Source organism: Collinsella aerofaciens (genome assembly GCF_005844325.1).
GTDB classification, from domain to species: Bacteria; Actinomycetota; Coriobacteriia; order Coriobacteriales; family Coriobacteriaceae; genus Collinsella; species Collinsella aerofaciens_G.
In genome coordinates this window covers 38635-61543 of record NZ_SPFY01000013.1, presented here as the reverse complement: position 1 = coordinate 61543, position 22909 = coordinate 38635, and the positions used below count along the sequence as shown (strand labels likewise).

At 60.6% G+C, this 22909-nt stretch carries 21 protein-coding genes; 1 reads left to right on the top strand and 20 read right to left on the bottom strand.

Annotated elements, in window-relative coordinates; genetic code table 11:
• Window positions 1-181 precede the first annotated feature (181 nt).
• The 6 genes from FGQ61_RS05690 to FGQ61_RS05665 all read right to left on the bottom strand — a co-directional run bounded on the left by FGQ61_RS05690 (window position 182) and on the right by FGQ61_RS05665 (window position 8521).
• Complete coding sequence (locus tag FGQ61_RS05690) at window positions 182-1576, bottom strand: CCA tRNA nucleotidyltransferase (protein WP_138374859.1); 1395 nt, start codon at window positions 1574-1576, stop codon at window positions 182-184.
• A gap of 164 nt (window positions 1577-1740) precedes the next feature.
• Window positions 1741-2673: a 1-phosphofructokinase family hexose kinase gene (locus tag FGQ61_RS05685; RefSeq protein ID WP_138374858.1), complete on the bottom strand. Its 933-nt coding sequence runs from the start codon at window positions 2671-2673 to the stop codon at window positions 1741-1743.
• Window positions 2674-2861: 188 nt separating this feature from the next.
• A complete protein-coding gene (locus tag FGQ61_RS05680) occupies window positions 2862-3794 on the bottom strand; it encodes a 1-phosphofructokinase family hexose kinase (RefSeq protein ID WP_006233969.1) in 933 nt (310 codons plus the stop codon).
• Window positions 3795-3868: 74 nt separating this feature from the next.
• Window positions 3869-5572 carry a phosphoenolpyruvate--protein phosphotransferase gene (gene ptsP / locus FGQ61_RS05675; protein ID WP_035138206.1) on the bottom strand — a complete coding sequence of 568 codons (1704 nt, stop codon included), beginning with the start codon at window positions 5570-5572 and terminating at the stop codon, window positions 3869-3871.
• A 132-nt stretch (window positions 5573-5704) separates the two neighbouring features.
• Window positions 5705-5968 (bottom strand): HPr family phosphocarrier protein, encoded by a 264-nt coding sequence (locus FGQ61_RS05670; RefSeq protein WP_022094575.1) that lies wholly within the window; start codon window positions 5966-5968, stop codon window positions 5705-5707.
• Between the two features lie 549 nt (window positions 5969-6517).
• Window positions 6518-8521 (bottom strand): fructose-specific PTS transporter subunit EIIC, encoded by a 2004-nt coding sequence (locus tag FGQ61_RS05665; protein ID WP_138374857.1) that lies wholly within the window; start codon window positions 8519-8521, stop codon window positions 6518-6520.
• 272 nt (window positions 8522-8793) lie between these two features.
• Between FGQ61_RS05665 and FGQ61_RS05660 the strand changes: the two genes are divergently transcribed.
• Window positions 8794-9651: a MurR/RpiR family transcriptional regulator gene (locus FGQ61_RS05660; RefSeq protein ID WP_035138402.1), complete on the top strand. Its 858-nt coding sequence runs from the start codon at window positions 8794-8796 to the stop codon at window positions 9649-9651.
• A 59-nt stretch (window positions 9652-9710) separates the two neighbouring features.
• Here the strand turns inward: FGQ61_RS05660 and FGQ61_RS05655 are convergent, their stop codons facing one another.
• The 14 genes from FGQ61_RS05655 to alaS form a co-directional block, all read right to left on the bottom strand.
• Window positions 9711-11339: a DNA repair protein RecN gene (locus FGQ61_RS05655; RefSeq protein ID WP_138374856.1), complete on the bottom strand. Its 1629-nt coding sequence runs from the start codon at window positions 11337-11339 to the stop codon at window positions 9711-9713.
• The gene (locus FGQ61_RS05650) at window positions 11329-12189 is read right to left on the bottom strand and encodes an NAD(+)/NADH kinase (protein WP_035138200.1); all 861 of its coding nucleotides are present in this window, start codon (window positions 12187-12189) and stop codon (window positions 11329-11331) included. Before FGQ61_RS05650 ends, FGQ61_RS05655 begins: the two co-directional genes overlap by 11 nt.
• The gene (locus FGQ61_RS05645; RefSeq protein ID WP_138374862.1) at window positions 12186-12989 is read right to left on the bottom strand and encodes a TlyA family RNA methyltransferase; all 804 of its coding nucleotides are present in this window, start codon (window positions 12987-12989) and stop codon (window positions 12186-12188) included. The genes FGQ61_RS05650 and FGQ61_RS05645 overlap by 4 nt, the downstream gene beginning before the upstream one ends.
• A 35-nt stretch (window positions 12990-13024) precedes the next feature.
• Window positions 13025-13264: an exodeoxyribonuclease VII small subunit gene (locus FGQ61_RS05640; RefSeq protein ID WP_006233978.1), complete on the bottom strand. Its 240-nt coding sequence runs from the start codon at window positions 13262-13264 to the stop codon at window positions 13025-13027.
• A 2-nt stretch (window positions 13265-13266) separates the two neighbouring features.
• On the bottom strand, window positions 13267-13854 hold the full coding sequence (nusB, locus tag FGQ61_RS05635) for a transcription antitermination factor NusB (protein WP_138374855.1): 588 nt from the start codon (window positions 13852-13854) through the stop codon (window positions 13267-13269).
• A 3-nt stretch (window positions 13855-13857) separates the two neighbouring features.
• A complete protein-coding gene (locus tag FGQ61_RS05630) occupies window positions 13858-14220 on the bottom strand; it encodes an Asp23/Gls24 family envelope stress response protein (RefSeq protein WP_006233982.1) in 363 nt (120 codons plus the stop codon).
• Window positions 14221-14244: 24 nt separating this feature from the next.
• Window positions 14245-14808 (bottom strand): elongation factor P, encoded by a 564-nt coding sequence (efp, locus tag FGQ61_RS05625; protein WP_006233983.1) that lies wholly within the window; start codon window positions 14806-14808, stop codon window positions 14245-14247.
• A 159-nt stretch (window positions 14809-14967) separates the two neighbouring features.
• A complete protein-coding gene (locus FGQ61_RS05620; protein ID WP_138374854.1) occupies window positions 14968-16098 on the bottom strand; it encodes a M24 family metallopeptidase in 1131 nt (376 codons plus the stop codon).
• 132 nt (window positions 16099-16230) lie between these two features.
• Entirely contained in the window at window positions 16231-17340 is a 1110-nt protein-coding gene (locus tag FGQ61_RS05615; RefSeq protein ID WP_138374853.1) for a hypothetical protein, read from the bottom strand.
• On the bottom strand, window positions 17337-17870 hold the full coding sequence (locus tag FGQ61_RS05610; protein WP_138374852.1) for a shikimate kinase: 534 nt from the start codon (window positions 17868-17870) through the stop codon (window positions 17337-17339). Before FGQ61_RS05610 ends, FGQ61_RS05615 begins: the two co-directional genes overlap by 4 nt.
• 8 nt (window positions 17871-17878) lie before the next feature.
• Complete coding sequence (locus FGQ61_RS05605; RefSeq protein WP_117639353.1) at window positions 17879-18376, bottom strand: YqeG family HAD IIIA-type phosphatase; 498 nt, start codon at window positions 18374-18376, stop codon at window positions 17879-17881.
• A gap of 1 nt (window position 18377) precedes the next feature.
• Complete coding sequence (mltG, locus tag FGQ61_RS05600) at window positions 18378-19811, bottom strand: endolytic transglycosylase MltG (RefSeq protein ID WP_229025849.1); 1434 nt, start codon at window positions 19809-19811, stop codon at window positions 18378-18380.
• Window positions 19804-20232 carry a Holliday junction resolvase RuvX gene (ruvX, locus tag FGQ61_RS05595; protein ID WP_138374851.1) on the bottom strand — a complete coding sequence of 143 codons (429 nt, stop codon included), beginning with the start codon at window positions 20230-20232 and terminating at the stop codon, window positions 19804-19806. The genes mltG and ruvX overlap by 8 nt, the downstream gene beginning before the upstream one ends.
• 17 nt (window positions 20233-20249) lie before the next feature.
• Window positions 20250-22907 (bottom strand): alanine--tRNA ligase, encoded by a 2658-nt coding sequence (gene alaS, locus FGQ61_RS05590; protein WP_138374850.1) that lies wholly within the window; start codon window positions 22905-22907, stop codon window positions 20250-20252.
• Window positions 22908-22909 lie beyond the last annotated feature (2 nt).

The window sequence follows — 22909 nt, the reverse complement described above, 5'->3', positions numbered from 1 at the left end:
CTGGTGATCTCCGCCTTGAGAGGGCGGCGTCCTAAACCGCTAGACGAACGGGCCACATGACATCTGCACTGCCGTGCTGCGAAGAAATATATTACGGGACAAAAAACGTCAGCGCAAGAAGAAATTCCAAATTGCCAAAAAATTGTCGGCAGGTTATGGAACACGCAGGTAAACTGGGTAGCTAATTCAAGTTGAGATGGACCAAAAGAGCTTCGCGATCGTTGGGAATGTTGTCTTCGATCACGGCGTCGAGGGCGGAGTTGAGAAGCTGACCCAGTTCCGGCCCGGGCTTGACTCCGGCACGGATCAGGTCGCCGCCGTTGATGGAGAGCATCTTGAGCGTATAGGGCTCCCCTGCCTTCAGCAGCTCGTGCGCCATCGCGCGCATCTCCTCAATCGTCTCAACGTAATAGAAGCACGACGGGGCCTTGCCAAGTGTGTCGGCACGCTTAAGGTCCATGAGCTCGTCAATCAGGCGGGCCGTGTCGACGCCCTCACCCGAAAGCGCGCGCATCATATTGAGCAGACAGGAGCGCTCGGGGCGCAGCGGCTTGTCATGGTATTTGATGAGCAGGCACACGTCGCGCACCAAGTCGTGCGAGAGCGCCAGGCGATCCATAATGACGCGCGCCTTCTTGGCGCCGAGCTCGGGGTGACCGTAGAAGTGTCCGCTACCGGCATGGTCGACCGTGAAGCACTCGGGCTTGGACACATCGTGCAAAAACGCCGCCCACATAAGGCTCGACGAGGGCGCGACGCCGTCACACAGCGCGAGCTCCCCCGCCACCGTCAGCACACGGGCAATATGCACGTAGACGTTAAACGCATGATAGACACTGCGCTGATCAAACCCGCGACCCGCTGCCAACTCGGGCACGGCGGCGCAGATGAGCTCGGGATAGCGGAGCATCGCGTCTCCCCCATGACCGGTCGAAAGAATGCCCTCGAGCTCAATACCCACACGCTCACGCGCCACGGCATCGAGCAGCGGCGCGCACTCGGCAAGCGCACGCTTGGTCTCGGGCTCAATCATAAAGTCCAGACGGCAGGCAAAGCGCACCGCACGCAGCATGCGCAGGGCGTCCTCGTTAAAGCGACGCTTGGGATCGCCGACAGCGCGAATCAGCTTGCGCTCCAAGTCACCCTGGCCGTCGTAGCGGTCGACAAGCCCGCGCTCGGGATGCCAGGCCATGGCATTGACGGTAAAGTCGCGGCGCACCAGATCGTCCTCGAGCGAGGCGGCACGCTCCACACTCTGGGGATGACGACCATCGGTGTAAAAGCCATCCAGACGGTACGTGGTGACCTCGATACGCTCGCCATCGGAAATAGCCGTGATTCCGCCAAATTTAATGCCCGACTCCACAACCGCGATGCCGGCGGCCTCGAGCGCCGCTTTGGACTCCTGCCACAGGCCGCTACAGCACATATCAACATCGTGGCTGGGGTACCCCATCAGGGCGTCGCGCACCCAACCGCCCACGTACCAAGCCTCAAGACCAGCCGCCTCAAGCGCGCGCAGGACGCGCAGGGACGCATCGGACGGTTGAGTACCGTTGAGCGAAACATTGCACATGCCTATGGCCTCCTGCGACTATCAAATTGGCTATCGATTGCGTCTGCAAAAAGTCTAGCAAGAAACAGCCTCCACTGCACACGCAAGTCCGATAAACAAAAACGCATCCGTCCTAGTCTAAGACGGATGCGAAATAATCAAACTATTCAGACAAGGTGCCGGAACTAGCAGACCTGGCGAACCTCGATGTGCTTCTTATATTCGTCCACCTTGGCAAAATCACCCAGACCGGGGCACTCGACCACGTTGGCGCCAGTGGCCATCGAAAGGCGCAGGGCGTCCTCGACGCGCTCGGGGGCGTCGTGCCACACGGACAGGAAGGCAGCGAGCGAGGAATCGCCGGCGCACACAGTCGACAGCAGCTTGACGTCGAAGGTGCGGTTGGCAAACCAGATATGCTCGCCGTTGGAGAAGTACGCACCGGCGCCACCAAGGGTCAGCAGCACGTTCTTGGCGCCCTTGGCGTGCAGCTCGGCCATAGCGCCCTTGACGGACTCGTCGCCACCACCGCTCACCTTGATGCCAAAGATGTCAAGCAGCTCGTCGTCATTGGGCTTGATCAGCAGTGGCTCCAGAGCAATGAGGTCTGCCAGCTGATGGCTCGAGATATCGAGCACGAACTCGGCGCCCTTTGCCTTCACGCGACGCAGGACCTCGGCCAAGAAGCCCTCGGAAGTGTTGGGAGGCAGCGAGCCGCTGATGACCAGGCAGGTCATGTCATCGAGCGAATCGATAAGTTCAAACATCTCCTGCTCGTTGGCCTCATTGATGGCGGCACCGGCATTGACCATGTTGTACTCGGTGTCGGGACCGGCGTTGAGGAACACATTGACGCGCGTAATACCGTCGGTCCACACGGGCTTGACGGGCACGCCCAGGGCCTCGGCGCCCTTAACGATAAACTCACCCGAGAAGCCGGCGAAGAAACCCAGGATCGTGGTGTCGACACCATAGTGGTCAAGCGTAAACGAGACGTTGAGGCCCTTGCCGTTGGGCGTGTAGACGGCATTGCGGGTACGCGTGACGGTGTTGGCAGCAAGACCGTCGCAGGCGATGTTGTAGTCAATGGCGGGATTTGCAGTGAGCGTGTATATCATGAATGTTCCTTTCACGAAGCAACGTGTTAATGAAAGTATATTCCACGCATCGGTAAAAGGCTAGGACAACTCGGTGAACGGTGTGGAAGCGATGAAGTACGGCAGGACATCTCTCCCCTATGACGGAACAAAAAGGCGCCCTGGCCGAAACCGGGGCGCCGCATGCGCACGAATATGTCGCGTTTCGATTACTGACGATCGAGCTTGCGGACAGCAACGCGCTTGCTGTACTCGTCAACGTGACCAAAGTCGCCAATGCCGACGGACTCGGCAACGTTGGCGCCGGTGGCCATAGCGAGCTTCATGGCCTCCTCGACGTTGTCGCGATCCCTGTACCACTTGTGCAGGAACGCAGCGAGGGTGCAGTCGCCGGCGCAGACGGAAGAGACCAGCTTGATGTTGAACTCACGCTTGGCGTACCAGATGTCCTCGCCGTTGGAGAAGTAAGCGTCGCCGCGGCTACCACGGGTGAGCAGCACGTTCTGAACGCCAGCGTCGTGAGCCATCTTCATGGCGACACGAACCTCGTCGTCGGTGTCGACCGGCACGCCGAAGATGGCCTTCATCTCGTGATGGTTCGGCTTGATGAGCAGCGGCTTCTTGTGAGCGAGCTCCTTGAGCTTGTCGGAGGACAGGTCCAGGACGACGTCAGCGCCACGAGCCTGAGCGTGCTCCATGACCTGAGCCAGGAAGTCGGGCGTAGCTTTGGGAGGCACGGAGCCGGAGACGATCAGGCACTCGAGATCGCCCGCGGTGTCCAGGATGTTGTAGAGCTCCTCCTGGTGCTGCGGCGTGATCGGGGCGCCGGGGTTCAGGATGCCGTACTCGTGCTGGCCATCGTTGACGTAGGTGTTAATGCGCGTGATACCGTCGGTCCAGACCGGGCGGCAGAGGCAACCCAGGTTCATGACCTCCTCGACGATGAACTTGCCCGTGAAGCCAGCGAAGAAGCCGAGCGCGACGGTGTCGACGCCCATCTTCTTAAAGGCGAAGGACACGTCGAGGCCCTTGCCGTTAGCCGTGTAGCTGGCCGAACCGGTGCGGACGTTCTCGTCGGGCTCGAGCGGAGAGCTCGAAACCGTCATGTCGACAGCCGGGTTAGCGGTTAGCGTGTAGAACATTTACAGTACCCCCTGTATATGTGAGGGCCGCGTGGCCGGCCCATTCCAACCACGCGGTTACCTCTGATACCAAATTAGCGAGCTGCGGACTCGAGCAGTGCCTTGACCTCGGCGGCGGTGTTGCAGGCGAGCGCCTTCTCGGCGAGCTCGTCGCACTCGGCCTTGGTCCACTGACTGATGGTCTTACGGGCGCGCAGGATCGACGGAGCACTCATCGAGAACTCCTCCAGGCCCCAGCTGATCAGCAGCGGCTCGAGCAGCGGATCGGCAGCGGCCTCGCCGCACATACCGACCATGATGCCGGCCTTCACGCCGCTCTCGATGATGTTCTTGAGCGAGCGGAGCACGGCGGGATAGTAAACCTGGTACAGGTTGGAGATGGTGTCGTTGCCACGGTCGGCGCACATGGTGTAGCCGATCAGGTCGTTGGTGCCGATGGAGAAGAAGTCGGCGACCTCGGCAAGACGGTCTGCGAGCAGCGAAGCGGCGGGCGTCTCGACCATGATGCCGACCTCGATGTTCTCGTTGAACTTGCGCCCCTCTTCGGTCAGCTCGGCCTTGCACTGCTCGACGAGCTCCTTGACAGCCAAGACCTCCTCGACGCAGGTGACGAGCGGGATCATGATCTTGACGTCACCGAAGGCGCTAGCGCGCAGCAGAGCGCGGAGCTGGACCTTGTACTGGTCGGGATTGGCCAAGCAGTAACGCACGGCGCGGAAGCCCATGAAGGGGTTGTCTTCCTTGACCATATGCAGATACGGAATCTCCTTGTCGCCACCCACATCGAGCGTGCGGATGATGACCGGAGCACCCTTGAGCGCGCTGGCGACCTTACGGTAGGCGTTGAACTGCTCCTCCTCGGAAGGAAGCTCAGCAGAGTCCATGAACAGGAACTCGGAGCGGAACAGACCGATAGCCTCGGCGTCGTGATCGAGCGCGTTGGGCACGTCATCGGGGTTACCGATGTTGCAGGCGATGATCTTCTTGATGCCATCAGCAGTCACGGACGGCTTGCCACGGAAGGCCTCGAGGGCTGCCTTCTCGGCAGCGAAGGCCTCGGCCTTGGCGGTGTAGGCAGCGAGCGTCTCCTCGTCGGGATCGGCCTCGACGATACCCTTGCCGCCGTCGACGACAACGGTCATGCCGTTGCGCAGTGCGGTGCAGCTGTTGGAGACCGAAAGGACAGCCGGGATCTCGAGGGCTCGCGCAATGATCGCGGAGTGCGACGTGCGGCCACCGGTCTCGGTGACGATACCGGCAACGTGGGCCTTATCGATCGTGGCGGTCATGGACGGCGTGAGGTCGTGCACGACAACGACAGTGTTCTCGGGCAGGACGGAGAGGTCGACGACCTCCTTGCCCAGCAGCTCGGCCAGAATACCGGTGCGGATGTCGGCGATGTCGGCCGCGCGCAGACGGAACATCTCGTCGTCCATGGACAGGAACATGTTCTCGAACATGGTCGAGGTGTCCATGAGCGCCTGCTCGGCGCAGGTACCGCCGTCAATGGCGGCGTTGATGGCGTCGGTCATACCCGGGTCCTGAGCCAGGACAATGTGTCCGCTCATGATCTCGGCCTCGGCCTCGCCCACCGTCTCCTTCATGTGGTCGGCCTGAGCCTGGGTCTTCTCGCAGAAGACCGAAAGAGCGGACTGATAGCGCTCCTTCTCTGCTGCCGAATCAGCAACCTCATGCGGCTCAAACGTCAAGTCGGGATCGACGGCGACCATGACGGTGCCGATACCGATGCCCTCGGAAGCGTTGACTCCCTGATACATTCCCATTCCTCTCTCCGTGTCATGTGATAAAGCGTTTTGCCATATCCATGACAAAAGAGCGCAGTTACCTTACAACAGGTCACTGCGCCCCCAAATATAACTTAGTTGTTCAACATGCGACCCGTTTGAGTTCTACTCGCCAAGACCGCTCTTGATGAGCTCGATGGCAGCAGCCAGAGCCTCGGCCTCGTCAGCGCCGTCACACTTGACCTCGACCTCGGTGCCGCAGGGGATACCAGCAGCCATGAGGGCCATCGGGGACTTGCCGTTGACCTCCTTCTCGGGGGTGACGACCGTCACGTCACAGGCGTACTTGCCCATGGTGGAGGCGAACAGACCAGCCGGACGCATGTGCAGACCCTGAGGATTAACGAGGGTAGCCTTCTCAGAAACCATAGTTGACTCCTTTTTTGTGTTTAACCCCTGTCATGTATGTGGCAGGAGTCAGATTCACGACGTTGTTTATATTAACTCACATCAAACGGTTTTTCATTATGTTTCGGACGAATTGTTGGACAGATGTGTTTGTCGTCCGCTTGCTCGCCCACAGGGGCCCGTGCGCGGCCTGTGAGATTTCCTGCTCTACAGTCCTGCTCGCACGAAGAGCACATTAAGTGCTCTTCGGCTCGTGCGGAACTCGCGATAAATCTCACAGGCCGCGCCCGGCCCCCTGTGGGCGAGCAAGCTGCAGAAACTCGGTCGGTCCAGAGCAATATCGTGCGAACGGAATTCTGGCTAATGATCTGTTCGCGACAAAGACTCGATAGGTAGCCCCCTCTATGCCCTTTTGTAAGTTGCGGTGAAATAGGGACTGAATTTGGGGTTGAATCGTTTAAACAGTCCCTATTTCACCGCAACTTATGGGAGGGATAGAAAAAAGGCGGAGGCCCTGGGGAGGGACTCCGCCTTATATACAGGGGGCGATGTTATTCGCGGGCTGGGGGATTAGACCAGGCGGGCGTTGATCGTCTTGGCGATCTCGGCGGCGTCGGTGGAACCCTTGACGGTGGCACGGAAGTCCTCGTCCATGAGCGCCTCGGCGACCTTGGACAGGATCTTAAGGTGCGTGGTGCCGGCCTGGGCACCCGGGATGAGCAGCGCGATGGCCACGTTGACGGGAGCGCCGTCCATGGTGTCCCAACCGGTCACACCGGACTCGTCCTTGACGACGATGACGGCAGCCTCGGTAATGGCGTCGGACTTGGCATGCGGGATGGCGAAGCCCTCCATCATGCCCGTGGTGCCCTCGGCCTCGCGGGCCAGGAAGGCGTTCATCACGGCGTCGGCGTCGCTGGCGATACCGGCCTTGACAGCCTGGTTGGAAACGAAGCTCAGAGCCTCGTCACGAGAAGCGAAGTCCTCGGCGACAAAGACATTCTCGACCTTCACGAAGTCGGCAGCCTCGGCCTTGGGGGCCTCGACGGCAGCGGCCTTGGGGGCCTCAACGGACCTGGCTACAGGAGCGGCCTTCTGATTCTTCTCGAAATCGTACTTCTTGAAGGCCACGAACAGGATGCCACCGACCACAGCGCCGATGAGGATCGCGAGGACCCACAGCGGACCGTTCTCGACAACGGGCAGGACCAGGAAGCCGCCGTGAGGCGCCGGATCGTGAACGTTGAAGAAGATGGTCAAGATGGAAGCGATGGAAGAACCGAGCATCATGATGGGCATGACGGGCCAGATGTTCTTGGTCATGAACGGAATGGCGCCCTCGGTGATGTGGGTGCAACCAAGGATGAGGTTGACGATACCGGCGTCATGATCCTCCTGGCTGAAGTACTTCTTGCCGACAACGACGGCGAAGGTGGTGATCAGCGGCGGAACGATGCAAGCGGCGGAGACGGCAGCCATGAAGTTGGTGCCGAAGTTGTAGGTCTCGGTGCCGACGCCAGCTTCGAGAGCGGTACCGAGCAGGAAGGTGCCAGTAGCGTAAGCAGCCTTGTTGACCGGGCCGCCCATATCAAAGGCGCACATGCAGCCGATGGCCAGGCCAAGGATCACCGGACCGGAGTTACCGAGGCTCTGCAGGAAATCCATCATACCCTGGTTAATGGCAGCCATGGGGCCGGAAATACCGAGCATGACCAGGCCGACGATGGCGGTAGAGCACAGCGGATACAGAAAGATTGCCTTCAGGCCATTAAGGCTCGCGGGAATTTTAGAGAAAACCTTCTCGAGCAGCAGGATGACATAGCCAGCAAGGAAGCCGCCGACGATGCCGCCCAGGAAGCCGAAGCCCACGCCGGCGCCACCGGCGTCGATCATGCCGGTCTCGGCGTTAACAGGCAGGCCCTGGATGGCAATCATACCGGCAACGAAACCGGGGACGAGCGCCGGGCGCTTGCCGATGGATTCGGCGATGTAGGCGGAAAGCACCGGAACCATAAGGTTCATGGCGATGCCGCCGATGATCTTGAGCATCGCAGCAAAGCTGTTGTAGTCGGCAGCCGTCGAATCAAAGGACGTGATGCCCCACAGGAACGAAATGGCGGTCAGAACACCACCGGCAACGACGAAGACCAGCATGTGGCTGACGCCGTTCATGAGGTGCTTGTAGATGACGTGGCCGATGGACTCCTTCTCCTCGACCTCGTCCTCGACATCGGCGGCAGCGGCAACCGTGTCGTCGCCCTTGGCGGCGAGCGCGCGGTCGATCAGCTTACCAGCAGTCTCGACAGACAAGGCCTTGGAAACACCAACGGAAACCATGGGCTTACCGGCGAAACGCTCAGCCTGGACATCCTTATCGGCTGCGACGACGACGGCCTTGGCACCGGCGATCTCGCTCTTGGTGAGCTCGTTCTCGACACCGACCTGGCCATGAGTCTCGACCTTAATGGTCAGACCGCGCTCGGCAGCTGCCTTCTCCAGCGCCTCCTTCGCCATGAAGGTGTGCGCAATGCCGGTCGGGCAACCGGTCGCGGCGATGATGTCAAACTTAGCCATGTGTCCCTCCTTCTTGAGTACAGCGCCCGCGGGCGCTCCCCTACACGCGCTTCGATGCGCGTTTTTCCACAACTGAAAGATACCAACCTACCGTCCGCGTGAGAAGAGACAAGGCGCAATTCTCCGGTGAAAGGTTCTTTCATAACCGTAAACGGCAAGTGAAAGTTTACCATCAACACTTGAAACGGCAAGGTGTATCTTGTAATTGAAAATGCCCGTATACTATGGCATTGCAAATCAAGTTAGATTTTCATGCCAACCAGGAGCCATCCATGACCGATAGTAGCAAAAGCGCACTTTCCCTCATTAGTACCCACCAGGGATACAGCGAGTCCGAGCAGCGCATTGTCGACTATATATTGGAGCACCAGTCCGAGGCGCCACGCCTCACGGCGGCTCAGCTCTCGCGCGCTGCCGCCACGTCCGAGGCGACCGTTTCGCGTTTCTGCCGCAAGCTGGGCTTTGGCAGCTTCCGCAGCTTTCAGTTTTCGTTGGCGCGCGACTTAGAGAGTCAGCGCAACGAGGGCCTGACCGACGAGGTCTCGCTCGACAACATGGAGCAGAGCCTTAAAAATATCCTCGCCGCCAAGGTGAGTGAGCTTAATGCGACCATCGACGGCATTGATCACGACACGTTGGCCGCAGTTGTACACGCGCTTAAGAATGCCGGCGTTATTGAGTTTGCGGCCGTAGGCAACACCAACGCCGTCGCGCTCGACGCGACGTTCAAGTTCTCGCAGCTGGGCCTTCGTTGCATGGCAAGCACCATCAGCGAGACCTCGATTGGTTTTGCGCTCACGCTGCGCCCCGGTGACGTTATCGTGCTGATCTCAAACTCCGGCAAGTCGCGCCGTCTGAATCGCATGGCAAAAGCGGCTCGCGACTGCGGCGCAACCGTAGTCGTCATCAGCAGCGACAGCAAATCCCCGCTCGCGCGCCTGGCAGACTACACCTTTAATACCGTCAACCACGAAGCACTACTGACAACGGGCGACTTCGCGTTCTCCAAGATGAGCGCCACGATGATCATCGAGGTCATCTACAACTTCCTGCTGCCCGAAATCGAAGACGCCCGCGAGCATATCAGCTACTACGAAGAGCTCATCCAGCCGGATAAGGTTGTGGAGTAAAATGCGTAGTGGGACAAAAATTTCAGTCTATTTTGTCCCACCAACACCGCTGATACGACCTAACCTCGAGCTTCTTCGAGCATCTGCTTTGCGTGCGCCAGGCTAGCCTCGGACTGATCGCCGCTCAACATGCGGGCGATCTCGGCGGTACGCGCTTCGCCGGTTACCTCGTCCAAATGCGTCTGGGGAACATCGCCTGGTTCCTTGCTGACAACATAATGCTTGTCGGCCATGACGGCGACCTGCGCCAAGTGGGTTACGACAATCACCTGATGCGTAGAGGCGAGATCTGCCAGCACGCCCGCGAGTGCACGCGCCGTGGAGCCACCGACACCGGCATCGACCTCGTCAAACACCAGCGTATCGACACCGTCCGCGTTACCGAGGACAACCTTGCTTGCAAGCATGACGCGGCTGAGCTCGCCGCCCGACGCAATGCGGCGCAGGGGACGTGGCGTCAAGCCGGCACCGCTGCGGTATAGCAGCTCGTAGCTCGAAGGACCAACGGGCGTCCACTCAGCACGGGGAAGATCGCGCGACTCCCAGACGAGCTCGGCACTACCCATCTCCAAGCGCGCCATCTGGCGGCCAACCTCGTGGCAGAAGCGCGGGGCCGCCGTATTGCGTGCGCGCTTAAGTGCCTTGGCAGCGGCAAACAACTCGCGCTCGGCGCTCCCGAGTGCCTCACGCGCCTTTTTGATCTGCTCATCGCCATCATCGACCAGGGACAGCAGCTCTTGCGAGCGATCGCGCATGGCAAAAACATCGTCCATGGTGGGACCCCACTGACGCAACAGGCCCTTGAGGTCGGAATATCGCTCACGCATGCGTGCGAGCTCGCGCGGGTCGAAGGCGACGCCATCGCGATAGGTACGAAGCTCGTTCGCGCAATCCTCAAGGGAGATACAGGCATCCGAAAGCGCATCGGCAATGTCGCCCAGTTTGCGATCGACGGTAGCCATTCGGGAAAGTTCTGCCACGGCGCTGTTCACGGCGTCGAGCGCTCCCCCTTCGGAGGCAAGCGATGCATGGGCATCGTTAGCTGTGGCAACCAGTACCTCGGCATGTTCGGAGCGCGGCAGCAGTTCCTCGAGTTCCTCATACTCGCCCGGTTTGGGGTCGACCTCGCCGATGCGCTCGAGCGCAAAGCGCGCTTCCTCGACGCGACTCCCCCGCGCACGTGAGGCCTCCTCGACGCGACGGACCTCCTTGGCAGCCGCGCGCGAGGCTTTAAAGCAAGCACGGTAGTGCTCGAGCGCCTCGAGCGCAGAGCGTCCCGCCCAGGCATCGACCATCGCAACGTGATGCGCCGGATCGAGCAAGCGCTGGTGCTCGTGCTGGCCGCACAGATCCATCATCACGCCGACGCGCTCCGAAAGCTCGCGCACACTGGCAATGCGACCGTCAATCTTCACGCGGCTGCGGCCCTCGGCAGAAAGGCTGCGCTGTACGGTGAACCCCTCCGTGTCGTGCGGTCCGTCGAAGAGTCGCGCCTCGACGCTCGCCAGTGCCTCGCCCTCGCGCACCGTCGACGAATCCGCACGCTCGCCCAAAATTAGCTTGAGGGCCGAGAGCAGCGCGGTCTTGCCGGCGCCAGTCTCGCCAGTCAGGACAGTCAGGCCGGCACTCGGCACCAGCGTCGCCTCGCGAATGAGTGCAATGTTATAAACCTGCAGCTCATCGATCATGACGGACTCCGTAGAATACGCGGCTCACCGAGTTATAGAAGCTCTCGGGGCCGTAATCCAGCAGCAACACATCTCCGGGCCCGCGGCGCACCGCCACGCTCTCAACGGTGCCATCGCAGGTAATAAACTGTCCATCGATAGCGATCGCCGGAACGCTCGGGCGATCATCGGACATAAAGATTTCGACGACATCACTCGGCGAGGTCAAAAAGGCACGAGCCTGAATGGTGTGCGGCGCAATGGGTACGCAGACCATGCCCGTATAGTCGGGGCTCACGATGGGGCCACCGGCACTGAGCGCGTAACCCGTAGAACCAGTCGCCGTGGACACGACCACGCCGTCGCCACGCAGACGGTCGATATGATGGCCGGACACCGTGATGTCGAACTCGACCATATCGGACAGCGGACCGCGGGTAAGCGCCATGTCGTTGAGGGCGAAGGTGCGCACGACATCCTTCGTACCGTCTTCGCGCACGGACACGATATCCGCGGCGATGGTGGCGCGACGGCTCACGTGCAGCTCACCGGACAGGGCGTCGCTCACGACCTGCAGGATGTCGCGCTCCTCGGGGCTCGCAGCAGTTAGAAAGCCCAGGTGACCATAGGAAAGACCGAGGATAGGAATCTCACGATGGTTGAGGATGCGGGCAGCGCGCAGCAACGTACCGTCGCCGCCGAGCGTAATGACCAGATCGGAGCCGTCAATATCAGGCGTGCTCTGAATCTTGGATCGCTGGTCGGCAGCCCATGCGACCTCATAGCCCTGGCGAGTCAGCCAAAGCTCGAGCATCAGGCCGCTCTCGACCGCCTCTTGCTTGTAGTAATTGGGAACCAGAAAGACCTTCATAGCGTTGCAGCTTTCTCGCTCATAACCGATACCTGGGATTGCAGCTCGTCTTGCGAGCGATCGCCGGGGTCAAATCTCGTGCCGTACAGGAAAAACTCAACGTTGCCCTTGGCACCATGAATGGGCGACACGCACACATCGACCGGGAACAGGCCCTTGGCAGCAAAGAGTTCAACCGCCGCCACGAGTGTATCGCGGCGCACGGCGGGATCGGTCACAATGCCGCCCTCGCCCACCAGCGCCGCCGGAGCCTCAAACTGCGGCTTTACGAGCGTGCAGAATGCACCCGTAGGCGCCAGGCACGCCAGTACCGCATCGATAATGTTCGCGATGCTGGTAAACGAGACATCACACACAGCCAGGTCGATAGTGCCGGCATAGCCAAGCTCAGGCAGCTGCGTCACGTTTGTGCGCTCATGCAGCGTCACGCGATCGTCCTGGCGCAACGACCAATCGAACTGGGCGCGACCCACGTCCACCGAGACAACGGTCGCAGCTCCGCGCTTGAGCAGACAATCGGTAAAGCCGCCGGTAGAGCAGCCCACATCCAGACAGGCAAGGCCCGTCGGATTGATGCCAAACGCATCAAGCGCGCCTTCGAGCTTAAGACCGCCGCGGCCAACATAGGGAATGCGCCTCTTCACATGCAGCGGCAGCCCCGGGATCACCTTAAGGCCCGGCGAAGTCAAGCGCTCACCGCCACTCGAGACCAAGCCGGCCATAAGAGTGCGAAGGGCATCCGCGCGATCGGCGCAGATGCCCTGTGAAATCAGTTCGTCATCAAGACGCACGCGTTTCATGAATGCCATCAACCATTCGTATCCGGAGATGCGGCCTAGCTATCCTGGGATTCGTTTGCCGCATCCTCATCGTATTCCTGCTCGAGCTTGTCGGCCTCACGCGGCGTCAACTCAAACTTGTCGACCATATCGACCGCGCGGGAGCCCAGCTCAATCGCTTCGTCAAACAAATCGAGCGAACGCTCCAAGGAGGTATCCTTGGAGCGAACGGTAGCGATGATCTGATCCAGACGGTCCGAAATCTCATCAAAGTTACGGACAGAACCCTCTGGCATGGCTACTCCTCGACGGAGTCGGCCTCGACGGCCTCAGCAGCGTCCGCATCCTCGGCCAACACACCAGCCTCAGCCTGGGCAACCGCAACCTTAGCGGCAGCCTCGGCAGCCTGTGCCTCCTCGCGAGCGCGATCCTCGGCCAGCAGCTCCTGGTATAGGTCCTCGCCCGGCAGCTCCTCGCTGCGAGCGATCTTGCCCAGCACGCCGTTGACGAACGACGCGGACCGGTCGGTGCCATAGGCCTTGGCAAGCTCGACGGCCTCGTTGATCACGATGGCGTCCGAGACCTCCTCGTCGGTGAGGAAACGCATCTCGTAAACGGCGATACGCAGCAGATTGCGGTCGGCACCGGGCATGCGCATAAGATCCCAGTTCTTGGCAACGGAGCGCAGAGCGCAGTCGATGCGGTCGATATGCTCGTAGGCACCGCGGCACAGCTCCAGCGCATAGGGGTCGAGGGGACCCTTCGAGATCAGGAAATCACCCTCGAGGACGCGCTCGAGCGGGCTGTCCGTGGCCTCGGCCTGGAACAGCAGCTGCAGCGCCTGACTGCGGGCAAGCGTACGCCCGCGATAAACCTTAAGGCTCAAAGGTTACTCCTTGGGGAAAACGAGGCCGTCGATGCAAACGTCAACACGCTCAACCTCAACGCCAACCTGGGCATCGATGGCAGCGACCACGGCAGCGCGAACGGCCTCGGCGAGTTTCTTGAACGGATAGCCAAAGAACACCACGACACGCACGGTGAGTGCGAGCTTGTCGCCAACGACCTCGGCCTCGACAGCCGGCTCGGAAGCCGGGGCCTTGGACGAGAGCATCATGGAGACAAGGTTGGTGGCAAGGTCCTTGACGCCAACGGAGGCGATGCCCTCGACATCCGACACGGCGCGCGAGACGATGGCGGTCAAAACATCGGGCGAAATGCCGATGCCGTCAATCTTGATTTCCTGGGGCATGAGTCCTCCTAGAAGAGTTGGTTGCTAGACGCGGGAGACGAACTTGCCGTCGCGGGTGTCAACCTTGATGACCTCGCCCTCGTTGAGGTACATGGGGACCTGGATGACAGCGCCGGTGTCGATCGTGGCCGGCTTGGTGGAACCCTGGACGGTATCGCCCTTAAAGCCCGGGTCGGTCTGGACGATGGTGGTCTCGATGAACATCGGCGGGGTCACGCCCATGAGCTCATCGTCGGCGAAGAGCAGCTGGCAGATGTCGTTCTCGCGCAGCCACTTGGAGTTCTCGCCCACCATGTCCTCGGGAACGGGAACCTGCTCATAGGACTCGTTGTCCATGAAGATGTAGTCGGTGCCATCGTTGTAGAGGTACTGGAACTCACGGGTGGTGAGCATGACGCTCTCGAACTTGGTGCCGGCGTTGCAGGTGTTCTCGACGACGCGGCCGCTCTTGATGTCGCGGGTCTTGTAGCGCACAAACGCGCCGCCCTTGCCCGGCTTGACATGCTGGAACTCGACGATGGTGTAGACCTTGTCCTTGATACGGAGACCGAGGCCGTTCTTGAAGTCGGCGGTAGAAATGGTAGGCATAGCGACCTTTCTTGTTATGGGCAGAACGCACAAGCGTCCAAATTACATACGACAGAAATTATACACTTGCAGACGGCGCCTGCGGCGAGCGCATAAAAAGAGAACGCGGGGCGTCCGAATCGATTCGGACGCCCCGCCCCAAAAATCTATCGAAATGGGCTAGCAATCGATGACGTGCAGGTCGTGCGGGGTCTTGGTGAAAGGCTCGTAGCCGTTCTCGGTGACCACGCCGTAATCCTCCAGGCGCACGCCGCCCACGCCGGGCAGGTAAACGCCGGGCTCCATGGTGACAACCGAGCCGATCGCGATGGTGTTCTTGCTGCGGTTGAAGTTGGGCAGCTCGTGGATGTCGATACCGACGCCGTGGCCCAGGCCATGATTGTAGTAATCGCCATAGCCGGCATCGCCGATGATCTTCTTGGAAAGCTTGAAGATGTCGTTACCCTCAACGCCCGGATGGATGGCGGCGACGCACTCCTCGTGCGTGCGGCGCACGAGCGCGTACAGGTCGAGCTGCTCCTGCGTGGGCTCGCCCATCACGACGGTGCGCGTCATGTCGGAGCGGTAATCGCAGTAGCCCGCGCCGTAATCCATGAGAACGAAATCGCCCTTCTCGATCACGCGATCGCTCGGCACGGCATGCGGGTTGGCGGTGTTGGGACCGCTCGCCACGATGGAGCCGAAGGCAAGGCTGTCGGCGCCGTTGGCGAACATAAAGTTCTCGAGCTCGTTGCGAACCTGCTTCTCGGTCATACCGGGCTTAATAAAGCCGAGCATATGCTGGAAAGCGGCATCGGTGATCGACTGCGCATGGCGCATAAGCTCAATCTCCTCGGCATCCTTGATGGCGCGCATCTTGCGGATGTCGTCGTGCATCAGCGGTAGGATGCAGGCGACGGAACGGTCCTCCAGGCCGCGCTGAATACCCTGGTAGAAGTTAATCTGCATATCGTCCTCGACAGCACAGACACGGCACTTGTTAGCCGCAATCTTGCCGGCGACCCAGCCGGGGATGGTACCCTCGTCCATGTCGTAAACCCAGGGGCTGCCGGCGGGCGTGTTCTCCTCAAAGCTGTTGAGGTAGCGCGAGTCGGTATGGAACAGGCACTGGTCGGCCGTAATAAACGCCGCGTGCGGGAATTCAAAGGTGTAATCGAAAACGCCCTTCACGCCCGTAAGCCAACGAAGATTGGCCTCGTCGCGCACCACGATGGCGTCGTAGCCACGCTCGGCCATCAGGGCACGGACACGCTCGATACGACCGGCAGGACCGGCAGCAAACTCAGACATGCAGATTCCTTTCTTGTTGTCTCTATATAGACGGGACGGGTCTCAACCGAACGACGGAATCGCATGCGATCCGCAACCGATTGGAAACCCGCCCCTCAACATGATACGAAAGAGGATGGAAGTCAATAAATCTTAGAGAAGTTCTTTACGAGAAGCCAAGTAGGCGTGAGCATGGCGCTTAAGAACCTCGTCCTCAACGTTCGTTAGGCGAATGGCGCCGAGTGCCGCGGGCAGCGGCAACATGCTGCGGTTCGAGCGTGCAAACTGCTGCTTGCGGAACTCCTCGATATATGCGGCAGACTCCAGATCGAAGGCAAGTTCCTCGATACCAAAGTCCTCCAAGCAGTCATCGACCTCAAAGACGTAATCGATATCGAAATCGCAGGCATCATGTGCAAGGCGTGCCTCAAAGCGAATGCCCTCGGACAACAGCTGGTAGGCAGGGGCCTGCGAAGCGGCATCGCCCAAGCAGGCGCGCAGGGTACGCTCCCCCGTCTTGCCAAAATCGAGCGCATGGCGAGCGCTCGGGTTCGTGGCCATCAGTACGTCCTTGCGGGCAGTCTGAGACCATTGAACGGCATTGACGAGCGCGACCTCCTCGCCCGCGAGAATCTCGGGGACGGTCTCAGTAAACTGATTCCAACGGGACTTACTGCTCGAAAGCATGGTGCCAACAAGTACCACATAGCCGAGCTTGAGGTCCTCGGGGTCCGCCTCGCGAACAAGGTCGAGGTCACACACGACCAAGCCCGGTTCGGGACGGAACGCGATAGCGGGAAGCGCATTCGACGACGAGGCAATGAGCGGCTTCATGGTCGTCGCGACCGTGAGCATGGCGTCAAAGGTCGTCGGCAGCAGCGCGCACTCGGTTCGGCCACACCACTGGTTGGCGCACCAGCTAACAACCGAGCAGGTTGCGGCATCGCCAACGGCGACAACCAGATCGTCGCAGGTAATGCCGTTGGCAGACAAGGCGCCAAAGATAGCATCGGCATCGGCCAGCGTGGCACCAGCAGGCGAAACCTCAAGGGAGAACTGCGACACGGCAAAACCGGCGTCGACCAGCGCATGCTCGACGACCTCATCAAAACGTTCTGACGAGGCGGAGTTCCAAACCACCATCGCGCGCTTAGGCTTGCCCACAGCCGAGGCAAACATACGCGACAGCTCATCGAACGCGCCCAATCCGACACGGACATCGACGCTGCGGTTTTGGAAATTGATCAGTTGGCGGCGAATCATAGCAGTCCACGCTCCAAAAGCATCTCGGCACAAAGGTAGGAAACGTCCTCGAAGGACTTGTTGCGAATATCAAGGGTAATATCGGCGGCCTGGCGATACAGCGGACGGCGATGCTCAAACAAGCGCGCGGCATGCTCGGGCGAGCGGAAATCGGGGCGCGTGTCGGACCGACGAATCTGGCGAATCGAATCCTCAAAGTCGCCCTCGAGGTACACGCACGTACCCATTTCGTGCATCAGCTCAATATTCACCGGCGTCTCGACGATACCGCCCCCGCACGAAACCAACAGACTGCGCTCGCTTTGGAGCGAACGGAGCGCCGAGGTCTCGAGCTCGCGAAAACGATCCTCACCCTCGGTCTCAAAAATCTCGGTTACCGACTTGCCGCAACGGCGGACGACTAGGCGGTCGGTATCGATAAAACGCCGCTTGAACATAGTGCCGACGTTGCGCGCGAGCGTCGATTTGCCCGCGCCCAAAAAGCCGATAAAGAAGATATGGTCGCAGCCGTGTTTGGTGTGCTGGGACATGACGAGACCTATTCCTCGCAGGGAAGGTCGCGCAGGGCCCGGCGCTCAAAGATACGGAAGATCTGCGTATACCACAGGTCCTGCGTGGCCTGCGGCTTTACCAGGATGGTATCGACGCCGGCGAAGTTGCCGCTCCACACGTCCGTGTAGAGCTGATCACCGATCAGCACCGCCTCGTCGGCCGTGGCGCCGAGGCGCTTAAGACCCGCCTTGAGGGCAAACGGCGCCGGCTTCATGGCATGGCTGATGGCCTCGAGTCCCAGCTCGCGTGCTGATGCCATGACCTGGTCGCGATGCCAGTTGTTGGACACCATGCACAGCTTAAAGCCTTTGGCGCGGGCGGTATCGAGCCAAGCGGAAACCGCAGCGGGAACCTGCTCGGTGTCACGCGGCACCAGGGTGTTATCGCGATCGAGCAGAATGGCGCGTTTGCCGTCGGCCCAAAGGGTATCAAGGTCGATGCGATCGACCGAGGCAACGTAACGTTTGGGGCTAAAAATCCTCATGCTAATTCCAAGACTGTTGATGCTCTTCGTAGGTTTGCGAGAAGTACTCCTCGTCCTGCGTAATGTAGAAATACAGGTCATCGGAGTCGGTCGGCTCAAGCGTGGCCTTGAGTGCCTCGAGCGACGGAGAGCAGATGGGCGTGGATGGCAGACCCTCATGCTTATAGGTGTTATACGGACTATCGCTCTGCAGGTCGTCGGCGGTAACCTCGCCACCGGTGACATACATCATGGTCGCATCGCTGTTGAGATAGCGCAGACCATCGAGCTTGCCGGCAAGACGGTTGTAGAAGACCGAGGCCACGTGCGCGCGCTGGTCGGCGTTGAGGCCCTCGCGCTCAACGATAGAGGCCAAGTTGACGATGTCGTAGTCGGACATCTCCACACCGTAGCGTTCCTTGATCTTGGCTTCGCAGCTCGCAAAGTCAAGCGACTTGTACTCGGTCTTAAACTGATCGAGCATAGCGCGAATCACGTCATCGACCGTCGGCGAATCGCCCAACGAATAAGTCTTGGGGAACAAGAAACCCTCAAGCGAGTCGTTGGCGGCGCCCTTAAGGAAGCTATAGTCGTCCACGTAGTTGGAGGCCTTAGCCTGGTTGAGGAAGTCTTCCTTAGAGATGCCATCGTAGGCCTGGGCCACACGATCGGCGACTTGATCGACCGTCAGGCCCTCAGGGATTGTTAGCGCATTGGAGCCCGCGTTGGGACCTTCCATGAGCTGCTGAACAACCTTGGTCGCGTCCATGAGTGTGGTGAACAAATAGGTACCAGGCTTGAGCGACATATCGGCGTTGAGCTTTTTCACCGCCGCATAGTAATCCTTGGGATTCTCGACGATATGGTTCTCGGAGAGAATCGAGGCGATCGTATCGCCCGAAGCACCGTCGGGAATGGTTACCGTAACCTGCTGACCAGCCGTGACCTTCGTATCCTCACCGGCAAAGAAGCCCTTGACGGCCGGCACGACAAAGAAAACGATCGCGACAAGCGCAAGCACCGCCACCACAACGCCGATGATCATGGGAACCGGAGAGCTCTTCTTTTGAGCACCGCGACGAGTATGCGTGTTGTAGCTCGAGCGGGTCGCCGGAGCAACGCCATGCGAACCGCGGGCGTGATGAGAATGCGATTGGGGGGCCTGCGTTCGCTGGGTAGGTGCCTGCTGCTTAAAGCGGGTACCGCCTGCAGGCTGGGCCGTACGAGCAGTGGGCTGCTGAGCCGCGTGAGAAGCCGGATGCTGAACCGAACGAGCAGAAGGCTGCTGACCCGTCCGTTGAACAGGTTGGGCCGAACGAGAGAAGGACTGCACCGGGCGCGCGGCAGGCTGAGCTGCGCGCTGCGTCGGCTGTGCCGGACGCTGGCCAGGCTGGGCAGGGCGCGACGCCGGCTGACGTGTACGATTCGGCTGGCGCGGATCGGAAGCACTAGGCATGCGAAACCTCCTCGTTTTTACGATCGAGCCACGTCTGCAAAAAAAGGCTGGCGGCAATCATGTCGATCTTGCCCCTCATCTGCTTTTCGTTGAGGCCCTGCTCGCGCAGGATACGCTTGGCCTCTTGCGAGGACAGACGCTCGTCCTCAAACTCCAGCGGAAGATCGAGCTCGTCGGCAATCTTTTGCGCCACGGCGGCAACGCGCTCGGCTTGGGGGCCGGGCTCACCGCCCATGGTCAGGGGACGTCCGCTTACCAGGATGTCGGGCTCATAGTCTTCGACCAGGTAGCGGAACGTCTTGGCCATACCGGTGACCTCGGCGGCCGGGAGCACCTTGACGGGCATCGCCATCTTGCCATCACGGCTCGAGACGGCGATGCCAATCCTGGTCTCCCCTATGTCCAGCGCAAGCGCGACCACAGTGACTTCTTAGATTCTTAGGCGCCGAGCGCGGTCTTGGCGGCCGCGAGGGCATCGGCGATGCCGGCAGCATTCTTGCCACCGGCCTGGGCCATGTTGGGACGGCCACCACCGCGACCGTCGACCAGACCCGCGATCTGCTTGATCACATTACCGGCGTGGAACCCGGCCTTCACGGCGTCATCGGAGCCGGCAGCGAGCAGGGCCGGAGTGCCCTTCTCAGTCACGCTGGCGACGACACAAGCGACAGGGCCGGCGACCTTCTGGTGCACGGTATCCCATACGTTGCGCAGGTCGGCAGCCTCAAGGCCCTGGAGCTCAGCAACGACGAGCTTGTAGCCACCGAGCTCGACAGCACCCTCGATGGAGCTGGAAATGGCGTCGGAGGAACCACCGGTCAGAGCCTTTTTGAGCTTGTTGGACGTCTCGCGCAGCTCGACCTGCAGGTTCTCCACACGGGCGGGAACCTCGTCGACGCGGCACTTGAGCGCAGCAGCGGCGGCGTCAACGAGTGCCAGGCGGTCGGCCATATAGTCGAGAGCACCCTTAGAGGTCACGGCCTCGATACGGCGGACGTTCGAGCCCGTAGAGGACTCGGAAATAATCTTGAACAGGCCGATCTCGGCGGTGTTAGCAGCGTGCGTGCCACCGCAGAGCTCGCGAGAGAACGGCTGGTCCTCGGCGCCCACGGAGACGACGCGGACGACATCGCCGTACTTCTCTCCAAACAGAGCAACAGCGCCGGCAGCCTTAGCCTCGTCGATGCCCATAACACGGGTCACGACCGGCTTGGAGGCGAAGATCTGCTGGTTGACCAAGTCCTCGACAGCCTTGAGCTGCTCGGAGGAAAGGGCCTCGAAGTGCGTAAAGTCAAAGCGCAGGTGCTCGGGCGTCACCAGCGAGCCGGCCTGGGAGACGTGCTCGCCCAGGACCTGCTTAAGGGCAGCGTCGAGCAGGTGCGTGGCGGTGTGGTTGCGGCGCAGGAAGCCACGGCGCTCGGCGTCGAGAGCGGCGGTCACAGCGGCACCGACAGTCAGCGTGCCATCGGCAACGTGCGCGACGTGGGCATACAGGCCGTTGTGGTTCTTGGTGTCGGCAACGGTCAGAACAACGCCCTCGGCGGAAAGCTTGCCGGCATCGCCCTGCTGACCACCCATCTCGGCATAGAACGGGGTGCGGTCGAGCACGACCTCGACATCCTCGCCCGCGGCTGCGGACTCGACGGACTCGCCGTTGCGCACGATGGCGACAACCTTGGCGCCCTCGATCACATCGTTGTCATAGCCGTCGAACTCGGTCGCTGCGACCTTGTCGGAAAGCTCGACCCACACGTCGTTGAAGCTACCCCAGGCGTCGCCCTTGGCGTTAGCGCGGGCGCGGGCCTTCTGGTCCTCCATGCAGGCAGTGAAGCCGTCCATGTCGACGTCGTGGCCAGCGGTGCCGGCGATCTCGACGGTCAGATCGATGGGGAAACCAAAGGTGTCGTGCAGCTTAAAGGCGACATCGCCCGGAAGCACAGCGCCCTCGGCAAGCGCTGCCAGGGCCTCGTCCAGGTACACGCGGCCGTTGTCGAGCGTCGTGGAGAAGCGCTCCTCCTCGGAGGCAACGATACCCTTGACGAGCGCGACGTTCTTGAGCAACTCGGGATAGGCCTCGCCCATTTGAGCGTTGACCTCGTCGATGAACTTGGTCAGGAAGGCGCCCTCGATGCCCAGCAGGCGACCGTGGAACACGGCACGGCGGAGCAGACGGCGAAGGACGTACTCGCGACCCTCGTTGCCGGGAAGGATGCCGTCCGAGATCATAAAGTCGACAGCACGGGAGTGGTCGGCGATGATGCGCAGGGAGCGGCTGGCGCCGGAGTAGTCATCGGCGTCATAGGTCTTGCCGCTAATCTCCTCACCGAGTTTGATGAGGTGCTGCATCAGATCGCCGTCGTAATTGGCGGTCTTGTGCTGCATGATGGCAGCCATGCGCTCCAGGCCCATGCCCGTATCGAGGTTGCGGTGCGGCAGCTCCGGCATGGAGCCGTCCTCCTGGCGGTCGTACTGGGTAAACACGAGGTTCCAGAACTCAAGGAAGCGGTCGCAGTCGCAGCCGGGCTTGCAGTCGGGGCTGCCGCAACCGACCTCCTCGCCCATGTCAAAGTAGATCTCGGAGCACGGACCGCAGGGGCCGGTGGGGCCAGCGGCCCAGAAGTTGTCGTCCTCGCCCAAGCGGGAGATGTGGTCCTCGGCAACGCCCAGGGAGCGCCACACGTCATGGGTCTCATCGTCCTCGGTAAAGACGGTAAAGTACAGGCGGTCGAGCGGCAGCTTGAACTCCTTGGTGATGAGCTCAAAGGCCCAGGCGCAAGCCTGCTCCTTGGAGACGCCGCCAAAAGAGAAATCGCCGAGCATCTCGAAGAACGACAGGTGACGGCCGTCCTCGCCGATGCAGTCGATGTCGTTGGTGCGGACGCACTTCTGGCAGGAGATCGCGCCAATCTCCTTCATGGTCTTCTTGCCCTGGTAGTACTCCTTAAACTGGTTCATGCCGGCGTTGGCAAGCAGCAGTGAAGGATCGTCGGGGACGAGGGACGAAGAAGGATAGAGCTTAAGACCGCGCTCCTCAAAGAAGTTGAGGAACTTGGAGCGGATCTCGGCCGTAGTCATTGACGGGTAGTCAGCACTCATAG